Annotated in this window: 9 protein-coding genes and 1 tRNA gene; 5 read left to right on the forward strand and 5 right to left on the reverse strand. The window is 73.2% G+C overall.

Features of this window, described 5'->3' with window-relative positions; translation table 11 throughout:
• Nucleotides 1-14 precede the first annotated feature (14 nt).
• Nucleotides 15-284, forward strand: coding sequence for a helix-turn-helix domain-containing protein (locus DEJ02_RS15950; protein WP_111033778.1), 270 nt, complete (start codon nucleotides 15-17; stop codon nucleotides 282-284).
• Between the two features lie 71 nt (nucleotides 285-355).
• Here DEJ02_RS15950 and DEJ02_RS15955 read toward each other — a convergent pair whose 3' ends face one another.
• Genes DEJ02_RS15955 through DEJ02_RS15965 form a run of 3 tightly spaced genes read right to left on the reverse strand, consistent with a single transcriptional unit; the run spans nucleotide 356 to nucleotide 6713 of the window.
• Nucleotides 356-1675, reverse strand: coding sequence for a M1 family metallopeptidase (locus DEJ02_RS15955; protein WP_258378761.1), 1320 nt, complete (start codon nucleotides 1673-1675; stop codon nucleotides 356-358).
• A 14-nt stretch (nucleotides 1676-1689) separates the two neighbouring features.
• Entirely contained in the window at nucleotides 1690-5586 is a 3897-nt protein-coding gene (locus DEJ02_RS15960) for a Pls/PosA family non-ribosomal peptide synthetase (RefSeq protein ID WP_111033757.1), read from the reverse strand.
• 44 nt (nucleotides 5587-5630) lie between these two features.
• Nucleotides 5631-6713, reverse strand: a complete 1083-nt coding sequence (locus tag DEJ02_RS15965; protein ID WP_258378762.1) for a Gfo/Idh/MocA family protein — start codon at nucleotides 6711-6713, stop codon at nucleotides 5631-5633.
• Between the two features lie 168 nt (nucleotides 6714-6881).
• Between DEJ02_RS15965 and DEJ02_RS15970 the strand changes: the two genes are divergently transcribed.
• Entirely contained in the window at nucleotides 6882-7706 is an 825-nt protein-coding gene (locus tag DEJ02_RS15970) for an alpha/beta hydrolase (RefSeq protein WP_181440401.1), read from the forward strand.
• A gap of 26 nt (nucleotides 7707-7732) precedes the next feature.
• Nucleotides 7733-8113, forward strand: a complete 381-nt coding sequence (locus DEJ02_RS15975; RefSeq protein ID WP_111033759.1) for a VOC family protein — start codon at nucleotides 7733-7735, stop codon at nucleotides 8111-8113.
• Between the two features lie 104 nt (nucleotides 8114-8217).
• Here the strand turns inward: DEJ02_RS15975 and DEJ02_RS15980 are convergent.
• Both DEJ02_RS15980 and DEJ02_RS15985 read right to left on the reverse strand, forming a co-directional pair.
• A tRNA-Arg gene (locus tag DEJ02_RS15980) sits at nucleotides 8218-8289 on the reverse strand.
• Nucleotides 8290-9052: 763 nt separating this feature from the next.
• Nucleotides 9053-9628 carry a hypothetical protein gene (locus tag DEJ02_RS15985; RefSeq protein ID WP_111033760.1) on the reverse strand — a complete coding sequence of 192 codons (576 nt, stop codon included), beginning with the start codon at nucleotides 9626-9628 and terminating at the stop codon, nucleotides 9053-9055.
• A gap of 59 nt (nucleotides 9629-9687) precedes the next feature.
• Between DEJ02_RS15985 and argS the strand changes: the two genes are divergently transcribed.
• Complete coding sequence (gene argS, locus DEJ02_RS15990) at nucleotides 9688-11358, forward strand: arginine--tRNA ligase (protein WP_111033761.1); 1671 nt, start codon at nucleotides 9688-9690, stop codon at nucleotides 11356-11358.
• 154 nt (nucleotides 11359-11512) lie between these two features.
• Entirely contained in the window at nucleotides 11513-12268 is a 756-nt protein-coding gene (locus tag DEJ02_RS15995) for an LmeA family phospholipid-binding protein (protein WP_111033762.1), read from the forward strand.
• The last annotated feature ends 35 nt before the right edge of the window (nucleotides 12269-12303 follow it).

Consider the following 12303-nt stretch of genomic DNA (forward strand, 5'->3'; position numbering starts at 1 on the left):
ATTACTATGTGGTCATGGTCCGTCTCCCACTCCGCCCCGACGAGGTCGCGCGCGGTCGTCGCCTCGGTGCGCTGCTCCGTCGTGCCCGAGGTCCGCGGTCGATCGTGGACACCGCCCTGGCCGCGGGGATCTCGCCGGAGACGCTCCGGAAGATCGAGACCGGCCGCATCGCGACGCCGGCGTTCTCGACGATCGCGTCGGTCGCCCGTGTGGTCGGCCTGTCGCTCGACGCGGTGTGGTCCGAGGTCAGCTGCGAGCCGGTCGACGGCGAGCTCGCGGGCTAGCCGACGCGGCGGCGGAGCCTGCTGGCCGACGCGGCGGCGGAGCCTGCTGACCGGCGCGGCGGCGGAGCCTGCTAGCCAGCGGGCAGTGCCGGCACGGACGCTTCGTCGATCCAGGGTCCGGTCACCGCACCGACGTCCGCGACGGGACGGCCGGCGGCGTCCGCGAACGCACGGAGCACGTCCGGCACGGTCACGGATCCGTGACGGTGCCGCTCGGTGATGCTCCGCAGCCCGGCGAAGAAGGCGTCGTCGCCGAACGTGCGGCGGACGGCGTGCAGGGCGAGGGCACCGCGCTTGTAGACGCGGTCGTCGAACATGTCCTTCGCGCCCGGGTCACCGACGACCAGGTCCTCCGGCTGCTCGAGCAGTCCCTGCCGGTACCGCTCGGCCAGCTGGTCGGCGGTGTCGTCGCCGCGGTCCTCGGACCACAGCCACTCGGCGTAGCAGGCGAACCCCTCGTGCAGCCAGATGTCCTGCCACCGGGTGACCGTGACGGAGTTGCCGAACCACTGGTGGGCGAGCTCGTGGGCGATGAGGCGGTCGGTGCCGTGCTCGCCGTCGACGTGGTTCCGGCCGAACACCGCCAGGCCGTGGGCCTCGAGCGGGATCTCGAGGTCGTCGTCGGTCACCACGACGCCGTACGCCGCGAACGGGTACGGGCCGAACCGGTCACCGAACAGCGCGAGCATCTCCGGCACCTGGCCGAAGTCGGTCTTCGCGGCGGCGGCGAGGTCGGCGGGGTGGTGCAGCGTGACGGGGACCCCGCTCGTGCGCAGCTTCGTGGTGCGGTACCGGCCGATCTGCACGGTCGCCAGGTAGGTCGCCATCGGCTCGGTGGTGGCGTAGGTCCAGCGGGTGCCGACGCGGTCGCGCTCCTTGGCGAGCAGCTCCCCGTTCGCCAGGACGTCGTACGCCGCCTCGGCCGCGATCTCGATCCGGTACGTGGCCTTGTCGTCGGGGCGGTCGTTGCACGGGAACCACGACGGCGCTCCCGTGGGCTGCGCGGCGACGATGACGCCGTCGGACAGTTCCTCCCAGCCGAGCTGCCCCCACGCGCTCCGGACGGGGTGCGGGGTGCCGCGGTACCGCAGGTGCACGCTGAACACGGTGTCCGCGGCGATGGGTTCGGCCGGGGTGACCGTCACCTTGTGCGTCGCGGTCGAGACCTTCTTGGCCCGGCGTCCGTCGACGTCGACCCGGTCGACCGTGAGCCCGTGCAGGTCGATCACGACCTTGTCGAGCGGCTCGAGGGCACGCGCGGTGATCGTGGCGGTGCCGTCCAGGCGGTTCGTGGCGACGCGGTAGTCGAGACGGAGCTCGTAGTGCTCGGCGCTCCACCGTCGGTCGCCGCTGTGCGGGGTGTACGGGTCTGCGGCGGGATCGGAGGGCACGGGGACAGTCAACCTCATGGCGCCGGTGGGGCGGTCACCGACGGTGCCGCCGATGTCCACGGAGCGATCGGGTTGCCGGACCAGCGGGAGCCCGTCGGCACCTGCTCGCCCCGCATCACGAGCGAGGACGGCCCGACGGTCGCCCCGGCACCGATGCCGGCCGCCGGCAGGACCACGCTGTGCGGCCCGAGCGTCGCACCCGCGTCGATCCGGACGGTGTCGAGCTGCATCACGCGGTCGTGGAACAGGTGCGTCTGCACGACCGTCCCGCGTGCCACCGAGGCGCCGGAGCCGATGGTGACCAGGTCGGCCTCGGGCAGCCAGTACGTCTCGAGCCAGGTGCCGCGGCCGATCGTCGCACCGAGGCTCCGCAGCCAGACGGCCAGCGCGGGGGTGCCGGTGGCCTGCTCGGCAAACCAGGGGCGCGCGACGGTCTCGACGAAGGTGTCCTGCACCTCGTTGCGCCACACGAACGACGACCACAGCGGGTGCTCCCGGGCGGTGATCCGGCCGACGAACGCCCACTTCGCGATCGTCGACACCACGGCGGCGACGGCACCGGCAGCGATGAGCACCGGCCCGGCGAGCAGCACCGTCCACCCGATCCCGACGGCCGACCACAGCGCCAGCAGTGCTCCGGCCACGCCGAGCGCGATGGCGGCGGACACCATCGGGGCCACCAGGCGCAGCAGCTCCCAGCAGCCGCGGGCGACCTTGAGCCGCCTGGACGGGCGGAACGTGCGCGCCTCGTCGAACTCCGTCGCCGCACGCCGCAGCCGCACCGGGGGCGACCCGAGCCACGACGACCCGCGCTTGGCCTTCTTCGGCACCGCGGACAGCACCGCCACCAGGGCCTCGCGCGGCACCGAGCGTCCGGCGCCCGTCATCCCGCTGTTGCCGAGGAACGCCCGACGGCCGACCTTCGAACGACCGATCCGCACCCGACCGCCGCCCAGCTCGTACGTCGCCACCATCGTGTCGTCGGCCAGGAACGCCCCCGACGCGATCTGCGTCAACGCCGGGATGAGCAGCACCGTCGAGATCTCGGTGTCCCGACCGACCCGGGCACCGAGCAGCCGCAGCCACACCGGCGTCACGAGCGATGCGTACAGCGGGAACAGCAGGGTGCGCGCCGCGTCGAGCACCCGCTCGGTCGACCACACCTGCCAGCCGATCCGGGAGCGCACCGGGTGCCGCCCCTCGTGCAGGCCGATGCCGAGCAGCCGCACCGCGACCACCACCAGCAGCGCGTACACGGCACCGGCGACGACCGTCGCCAGGGGGACCGTCAGCAGCGCACGGAGCACCGCGTCGCCCAGGGTCGACGCCCGCCCGACCAGGGCGAGGGCGACCAGCAGTCCGACCGCGACACCGACCACCGGCAACCCGGCCACGGCCAGGGACCCGGCCCCGTACGCGAGCAGCCAGCGTCGACGGGTCGCGGGGCGGGCCTCCCGGTCGTCACGAGCCGACCCGGTGCGCTCCGCCGGCGCCCCTGCCCAGCGTTCGCCCGCGGGCACGGGGCCGCCGACGGCGGAACCCGCGGTGATCTCGGCACCCGCGCCGACGTGCGCCCCGGGCAGCAGCGTCGTCCGGCTGCGCACCACGGCGTCCTCGTCGATGCGGATGTGCCCCAGGTGGAACACGTCGCCGTCGAGCCAGTGCCCGGCCAGGTCGACCTCAGGCTCGATCGACGCACGCTTGCCGATCGTGAGCATCCCCGTCACCGGCGGCAGCGTGTGCAGGTCGACGTCCCTGCCGATCCGCGCGCCGAGGGCCCGGGCGTAGTAGCTGATCCACGGGGCGCCCGCCGTCGAGGGGCCGTCGACCGCCTCGGCGATGCGCTCGGCCAGCCACACCCGCAGGTGCACGGAACCGCCACGGGGGTACGACCCCGGCCGGACCCCGGCGAGCAGCAGCCGCGCGAGCACCACCGTCAGCGCCATCTTGCCGATCGGCGTCACGAACACCAGGAGCGCCAGCACCAGCACCGGCCAGGGCAGCACCGGCAGGAACGGCAGCGTCGTCGCGTGCAGCACCGCGGCCACCAGGGCAGTCCACGTCAGCACCCGCAACCCCCGGAGCACCTGCACCGGCAGCCCGAGCAGCGTCATCAGCAACCCCGTCGCCGGAGGCACCGGCGTGACGTCACGCGACGAGGCCTCGACCGGGCCGGACTCGTCCAGCGCCGCCGCCAACGCCCCGATCCGTGGGTGGTCGTACACGTCGGCCACCGTCGTCGTCGGGAACCGCTCCCGGATGGCGGACACCAGCTGCGCCGCCGTCAGCGACCCACCGCCGTGCGCGAAGAAGTCGTCGTCGACGCTCGCCACCGGCACCCCGAGGATCGCCGACCACCGCTCGGCGATCCACGCCACCGTGTCCGGCAGCATCGCCGCGTCCGTCGCCCCCGGCAACGGCCACGGCAGCGCCGCGCGGTCGACCTTGCCCGACGTCCGCGTCGGCAGCGACTCCACCACGGCCACCAACGGCACCAGCGCCGCCGGCAGCTCCTGCCGCAACCGGGCGTTCGCCGCGGCCACGTCCACCGTCGCCCCGGCCACCGGAGCCACGTACCCGACCAGCACCTGGTTGCCCGCCGGGGTCCGCTGCACCACCGCCGCACCACCCGCCACGTCGTCCAGAGCCTGCAGCGCCGCGTCGATCTCCCCGAGCTCGATCCGACGGCCGCCGAGCTTCACCTGGTCGTCCGCGCGCCCCTGGAACACCAGCCCCTCGGGCTCGTACCGCACCAGGTCCCCGCTCCGGTACGCCCGCTCCCACCCGAGCTCCGGGAACGGCGCGTACTTCTCCGCGTCCTTCGCCGGGTCCAGGTACCGCCCCAGCCCGACCCCGCCGATCACGAGCTCCCCGACGCCGCCCGGCTCCACTCGCTGCCCGGCACCGTCCACCACGGCCAGGTCCCACCCGTCCAGCGGCAACCCGATCCGGATCGGCTGGCTCCCGTCGAGCAGGGACCCGCACGCCACCACCGTCGCCTCGGTCGGCCCGTACGTGTTCCACACCTCACGGTCACGACTCGCGATGCGCGCCGCCAGCTCCGGCGGGCACGCCTCACCACCGAAGATCACCAGCCGTACCTGCTCCAGCGCATCGTCCGGCCACAGCGCCGCCAGCGTCGGCACCGTCGACACCACCGTGATCGTGTGCGCGATGAGCCACGGCCCCAGGTCCACCCCCGTCCGCACCAACGACCGGGGCGCCGGCACCAACGCGCCACCGTGCCCCCACGCCAGCCACATCTCCTCGCACGACGCGTCGAACGCCACGCTCAGCCCCGCCAGCACCCGGTCACCCGGACCGATCGGCGCCGCCTGCAGGAACATCCGTGCCTCGGCGTCCACGAACGCCGCTGCACTGCGGTGGGTGACCGCCACCCCCTTCGGCACCCCGGTCGACCCGGACGTGAAGATGATCCACGCGTCGTCGGTCTCGCGGGGGAGTTCGGCGCTCGCCGCAGGGTCCGTCACCGGCAGCTCCGTGCCGTCGCGGTCGCGCAGGACACCGCCCGCACCGACCACCCCGACGACACCGGCCTCGCCGAACACCAGGGTGGCGCGTTCCTCGGGGTCGTCCGCGTCGACCGGCACGTAGGCCGCTCCGGCGGCGAGCACGGCGAGGATCGACAGGTACAGGTCACGCCCACCGGAGGGGATGCGCACCCCGACCCGGTCGCCGCGACGGACACCGCGGCGGGCCAGATCGTCGGCCTGCGCGCGCACGAGGTCGAGCAGGGCGGCGTAGTCGACGCTGCCGGCCGGGTCCTCGAGCGCCGTCGCGTCAGGGTGGGTCGCCGCGGTCGCCGCCAGGACGTCGAACAGGGTCCGTGGGGCGGGTGCGTCGCCGCCGCGGGCGAGTTCGAGCTGCGCGTTCCCGGTGCCGATGGTCATCGAGGCCTCTTCCCGGTCGTGTGCGGGACGACCGGCCCGTGATCCTAGAGGGTCGAGGTGTCCTGCTCGGGAACGGACGGTGCCGCAGCGGTCGGTCCGAGTGCCGCACCGGTCGGGTCGAGCGCCGCACGTGCCGCGTCGAGCGCCGTCGCGATCCCCACCGAGTCGTCCAGCGAGTGCACCGGGGACTCCGTACGACCCTCCGCCACGTACTGCGCGAGTGCCGCCGCCTGCCACACGAGTCCCTGACGACCCCGCAGCCCCGTCGGCTCCGCCCAGTGGTCCTCCCCACCCCGGTGGTGGACCGTGAACGACGCCGGGAACACGAAGTGGTCGGTGTACCGGACCGTGGCCCGGCTCCCGGCGATCACCGCCAGCCCCGGCGTCCACGCCGTCATCGACGTGGTCACCACCGCCTGCGCGCCACCCTCCGCCGTCGACACCGTGACGGACTGGAGGTCCACCCCGCGATCCGAGACCGCCCCCGTCGTGCTGCTGGTCACCGGGGCGCCGGTGGCGAACCGTGCGAACCAGTGCCCGTACACACCGGCGTCGAGGAGGGCACCCCCACCTGCGGCGGGGTCGAACATCCGGTCCGCCGGGTCCGGGTCGTGCGGCCACCCGACGTCGACCGTCGCGAGGCGAACGTCGCCGAGGACCCCGTCCGCGAGCAGACGGGCGATGACCGTGGTGCCCGGCAGGTACCGGGTCCACATCGCCTCCATCGCGAGGACGCCCGCGGCCCGTGCGGCGTCGGCGAGGGTGCGGGTGTCCGCTGCCGAGGTCGTCATCGGCTTCTCGACGAGCACGTGCTTGCCGGCGGCGATCGCGAGCAACGCGTGCCCGAGGTGCTGCGGGTGCGGCGAGGCGACGTAGACCACGTCGACGGACGGGTCCGCCACGAGGGCCTCGTACGACCCGTGCACACCGGGCACGCCGTGGCGGGCGGCGAAGGCCGCAGCACGCTCGGGGGAGCGGGACCCCACGGCGACGACGCGCTGGTCGGAGTTCGCGTGCAGCGTCGTGGTGAAGTCGTTCGCGATCTCCCCGGGGCCGATCACACCCCACCGGAGCACGGGGCCGCCCCGCAGCGCGTGGACTCCGGGCACCGGGAACGTCATCGTCATGCCGGAACGCTACCGGGATGCTCCGGACCCGGTTGTGCCGCTCCTCGCCCCGGGACCGACCCGCATCGAGTCATCCGACCCAATCGCCCCGTGACACCGTCGATGAGAATCGGATTCCACGAACCGCCGCCGGTCGCGGCGTCGGGAACCCGAGGAAGGTCGTCACCGATGCCCACCCAGCCACCTCCCCACATCGACCGCGACGTGCGGTACTCGGACCGGCACGACGCCCTGGTCCTCGACGTCCACAGCCCGGGCACCGGATCGCCCCCGAGCACCGGCGCCGTCGTGCTCGTGCACGGTGGCGGCTGGTTCCGCGGGGACAAGTCCAAGGAGGACGGCCTGTCCGCCCGACTCGTGGACGCCGGGTACACGGTCTTCGTCCCGAACTACCGGCTGGCACCGACGGACGTGTTCCCCGCGAGCAGGGACGACGTGCTCACCGCCCACGAGTGGGCGCTGCAGTCCGACGTCCCCTTCGACCGGAGCAAGGTCGCCTTCTTCGGCGGGTCGGCCGGCGGGAACCTCGCCGTCGAGGGCGGCATCGTGACCGGCCGTCCCTCCGTGAGCTGGTCCCGGATCTTCGGCCTCGCCGAGATCATCCGCGCGACGGACGGCACGGTCTCCGCGGCGCCGACGACCCAGGACCTCGACGCGATGCGCAGCGCCGACATCGACCAGACCGGGCGGGACGACCCGTTCCTCCGCTGGGTGATCCTGCAGGAGGTCGGCGGCGACCGGTCGGCGCTCGCCGCGGCGTCCACGATCGAGCACGTGACGGCGTCGACGGGCCCCGTCTACCTCGCCAACTCGCTGGACGAGTGGGTCCCGCGGTCGGACCCGATCGCCCTGCAGGCGGCGCTCGCCGCGGTCGGCGTCCCGAACACGCTGCAGCTGATCCCCGGTCTCCGGCACGCCGAGGGCTACACCGACCACGCGTTGCCCGGATCGCTCACATTCCTCGCGCAGACGCTCGGGGTCGAGCACCGCTGAGCGGCGCGCGACGAAGGAGGACCCCCGTGCACGACGACTCCACAGCTCCGCTCCCGATCGGCCCGGTCGGCAACGTCTTCCTGTTCGTCGACGACCTCGACGCCGCGGTCGCCTGGTACGCGGCCAGGCTCCGCCGCGAACCGGTCGTGCGTGGTGGCGCGCTCGTCGCGTTCGACATCGACGGCGTCCGTCTCACGCTGCACCGCACCGACGAACTGAACACGCCGGGGCCGTCCGGCACGGTGCCGTACTGGACGGTGGCCGACGTGGACGCCGTCGTCGAGGACTGGGTCGCCAACGGTGCCGTTGCGCACCGGGGCCCGAAGACGGTGTTCACAGGAGAGCGGCTCTGCCAGCTGCTCGATCCCTTCGGGAACCTCTTCGGCGTCCGCGCCGAGAAGCGCTGACCGACGAACCCGGAGGAGTCTCAACGGGGAAGGTCGCCGCAGGCGACATCGCGTACAGCTGACTGACCGAAGCGAAGACAACTGCTTCCGCGGAGATGTGACTGTGCCCCCAGGAGGATTCGAACCTCCGCCCCTGCCTCCGGAGGGCAGTGCTCTATCCCCTGAGCTATGGGGGCCAAGGGGTGTCAACAACCGTAGCAGGTCCGGCGGGTGGTCCTGGACAGCGCGTGTCGCGCTGTGGACGTGCCGTCGGACGGCCGGGAGGCGCGGTGCGGGCCCGCCACGGGCCTCCCGTCCGCACGGTGGGCGGGTCGCGTTCCGGTGCGAGGTTCCGTGTTCCGTGCGGCGCAGCAGGCGCGCACCACGCACGGAACCTCGCACCGGATGGCGGACCCGGCACCGTGCGAGCGTCGCGAGCCGGCGCGAGGTCCCGTGTTCCGTGCGGCGCTGCAAGCGCGCACCACGTGCGCAACCTCGCACCAGACGACGGACGCGGCACCGTGCGTGGCCGTCGCCGGCCGGGAGGCGCGGTGCGGGCCCGCCACGGGCCTCCCGTCCGCACGGTGCGTGCGTCGCGTTCCCGTGCGAGGTTCCGCGTTCCGTGCCGCGTTGCAGGCGCGCACCACGCACGGAAGCTCGCACCAGATGGCGGACCCGGCACCGTGCGAGCGTCGCGAGCCGGTGCGAGGTTCCGCGTTCCGTGCCGCGCTACAAGCGCACACCACGCGCGCAACCTCGCACCAGGCGGCGGACCCGGCACGGTGCGTGGCTGCTATCGACGGGAGGCGCGGTGCGGGCCCGCCACGGGCCTCCCGTCCGCACGGTGCGTCCGTCGCGATCCCGTGCGAGGTTCCGTGTTCCGTGCGGCGCTGCAAGCGCGCACCACGTGCGCAACCTCGCACCGGACGGCGGAGCCCGCACCGTGCCGGCGCGGCCCCGTCAGCCCGCGGGCGTCGCCGTCGCAGACGCGGACGGCTGCAGCGCGGCGCGCACCGCGTCGACGACGGGCTGCGCCCCACCCGGCTCGGTGAACAGCGTCGACTGCGCGGTGATCCAGTACGGGTCGGCGAAGGCGTCCGCGCGGCCGACGTCGCCGCTCAGGGCGAAGTAGCCCTCCACGCGGTAGGTGGGGACGGACCCGCCCCGCTCGTACAGGGCGTCCTTCAGGTTGGTGAGCGACTTCTCAGGCAGGTCGGCGACCGCGAGCGTGATCGCCGTGGCGTCGGCGTCGGTGCTGACGAACCGGCACACGCGACCCTGCTGCTTCGCGATGGTCGCGGCGGGGGAGCCCTTCGCCGGGGTGAAGGAGTCGTCGAGCTCGAAGGTCTGCCCGTACACCGACAGTGCGCTCGCCGGCAGGAGCTCCGCGCAGGTCTGCGACACCGGCTTGCCCGCCGGGGTCGCGCTGGCCGACGGAGTGCTGTCCCCGCCGCCCGAGCACCCGGCGAGCACGACGGCTGCTGCGGTGGTGAGGGTGGCGACGGTGAGCGCCCGGGCACGGCTGCGGGGGGTCATCCCGACATGATGCTGCATCGACCGGTGCGGACCTGGGCGTCCCGGTAGGATCGGTCCTCGTGACTCCTGCCGAACTCTCCGCCGCGTACCTGTCGATCCTGACCGGGATCGTCGAGCGCCGAGGCGCGTCCGAGACCGTGACGATCGAGGAGTCCCACGTGGTGCTCGAGCGTCCGAAGAACCGCGCCCACGGCGACTGGGCCTCGAACGCCGCCATGCAGCTCGCGAAGCGGCTCGGCACGAACCCGCGCGAGCTCGCGACCGAGATCGCCGGTGAGCTGACCGAGCTCGACGGTGTGGACTCCGTCGACGTCGCCGGCCCCGGCTTCATCAACATCACGCTCGAGGCGGCCGCCGCTGGCGAGATCGCGCGCACCATCGTGGACGGCGGCGAGTCCTTCGGCACCGGCGACCTGTACGACGGCGTCCGGATCAACCTGGAGTTCGTCTCCGCCAACCCCACCGGCCCGATCCACATGGGCGGCGTCCGCTGGGCCGCGGTCGGCGACAGCCTGGCCCGCGTGTTCCAGGCGCAGGGCGGACTCGTCACCCGTGAGTACTACTTCAACGACCACGGCGCGCAGATCGACCGGTTCGCCCGCTCCCTCGTGGCCAGCGCCCTCGGTGAGCCCACGCCCGAGGACGGCTACGGCGGCGCCTACATCGCCGAGATCGCGGCACGGGTCATCGCGACCCTCGAGCCGGGCATGGACGTCCGCGACCTGCCGCGTGACGAGGCGCAGGAGCTCTTCCGTCGCGAGGGCGTCGACTTCATGTTCGCCGACATCAAGTCGTCACTGCACGACTTCGGCGTCGACTTCGACGTCTACTTCCACGAGAACGCCCTGCACGAGTCGAAGGCCGTCGAGCGTGCCATCGCCCGACTGCGGTCGGCCGGCGTGATGTACGAGGCCGACGGTGCCGAGTGGCTCCGCACGACCGACTTCGGCGACGACCGCGACCGCGTCGTCATCAAGTCGGACGGCGAGCCCGCGTACATCGCCGGCGACCTGGCGTACTACCTCGACAAGCGCGAGCGCGGGTTCGAGCGGAACCTGATCATGCTCGGCGCCGACCACCACGGCTACGTCGGCCGCATGATGGCGATGTGCGCCGCGTTCGGGGACGAGCCGGGCAAGAACCTCGAGATCCTGATCGGGCAGATGGTCAACCTGCTCAAGGACGGCGAGCCGATGCGCATGTCGAAGCGCAACGGCACCATCGTCACGATGGAGGACCTCGTCGACGCCGTCGGTGTCGACGCCGGCCGCTACGCCCTGGTCCGGTTCGCCAGCGACACCGCGATCGACATCGACCTCGACCTGCTCACCAAGCGCACGAACGACAACCCCGTCTTCTACGTGCAGTACGCCCACGCCCGCACCCAGTCGGTGGCCCGGAACGCCGCGGCGGCCGGGGTCGACCGGTCCGTGTTCGACGCCTCGCTGCTGACCCACGAGTCGGAGAGCGCGCTCCTCGGAGCCCTCGCCGAGTACCCGCGGGTGGTCCGGCACGCCGCCGAACTGCGCGAGCCGCACCGCATCGCGCGGTACATCGAGCAGCTGGCCGGCCTGTACCACCGCTGGTACGACTCCTGCCGTGTCACGCCCCTCGGCGACGAGCCCGTGACCGACCTGCACCGGACGCGCCTGTGGCTGAACGACGCCACCGGCCAGGTCGTCCGGAACGGCCTCGGCCTGCTCGGCGTGTCGGCTCCGTCCCGCATGTAGCGGTCGCCCCGTTGCCCCGGAACCAGGTTCCGGACACAGCACCGCGGAGATCCGCGGTGCTGTGTCCGTTCCACGGTGTCACAGCAAGCCGCCGCGCCGGACGCGCACCGGGCCTCCAGGCAGGCTGCCGGGACGGACTGGCAGGGTGGGACGCATGCCCGCAGCCACCGAACGCCCCACCACGCGCCGCCGCTGGCCCGTCGTCCTGCTCGTGGTCGTCGTCGTGCTCGCCGCCCTCGTCGTCGTCGCCGAGTTCGTGCTGCGCGGCGTCGTCGACCGGATCATCGCCCAGCAGGTCGAGCAGTCGCTGCCGGACGGCACGACCGGCGAGGTCGACGCCCACGCGGAGGGCATCGTCATCCCGCAGCTCATCAGCGGCACGCTCGACCGCGTCGAGATCTCCTCGGAGAAGCTCACGGTGGACGGCATCCCGCTCGCCGCCGACGTCACCGCGCAGGACGTGCCGGTGGACGGCAAGGGCGACGTCCGTGACGTCGACGGCACGGTCACGCTGGCGTCGTCGAGCGTCAAGGACCTGGCGAAGTACAGCCCGCTGTTCGACCGGCTGAACCTGGTCGACGGCGGCGTGGAACTGACGGGGTCGTCGTCGGTGCTCGGCTACGACATCACCTACGCGGCGAAGGGCGCCGTCGTCGCGCAGGACGACGGCCGCGGCATCTCGATCACCCCGGAGAGCGTGCGGATCACGAACTCCGACCTCGGCCTCAAGGTCGACTCGATCCCGGGCGTCACCGGCGTCCCGGTGCAGGTCTGCACCGCGCAGTTCCTGCCCGAGGCGCTGCGGGTGCGTTCGCTCGACGTGTCGAAGTCGGACGCGACGGTCCGGATCACCGCGGACGCGCTGCCGCTCAACGAGGACGGCCTGCGGACGGTCGGCAGCTGCGGCTGAGCGGACGGGTGCGTAACGCGGCCTGGAGGAACGGC

Origin of the sequence: Curtobacterium sp. MCLR17_042 (genome assembly GCF_003234695.1) — a bacterium.
Classification (GTDB): Bacteria; Actinomycetota; Actinomycetes; order Actinomycetales; family Microbacteriaceae; genus Curtobacterium; species Curtobacterium flaccumfaciens.

Coding starts and splice junctions, on each gene's coding strand:
- DEJ02_RS15950 (WP_111033778.1), top strand. CDS start 15: ATGGTCCGTCTCCCACTCCGCCCCGACGAGGTCGCGCGCGGTCGTCGC.
- DEJ02_RS15960 (WP_111033757.1), bottom strand. CDS start 5,586: ATGACCATCGGCACCGGGAACGCGCAGCTCGAACTCGCCCGCGGCGGC.
- DEJ02_RS15965 (WP_258378762.1), bottom strand. CDS start 6,713: ATGACGATGACGTTCCCGGTGCCCGGAGTCCACGCGCTGCGGGGCGGC.
- DEJ02_RS15970 (WP_181440401.1), top strand. CDS start 6,882: ATGCCCACCCAGCCACCTCCCCACATCGACCGCGACGTGCGGTACTCG.
- DEJ02_RS15985 (WP_111033760.1), bottom strand. CDS start 9,628: ATGACCCCCCGCAGCCGTGCCCGGGCGCTCACCGTCGCCACCCTCACC.
- DEJ02_RS15995 (WP_111033762.1), top strand. CDS start 11,513: ATGCCCGCAGCCACCGAACGCCCCACCACGCGCCGCCGCTGGCCCGTC.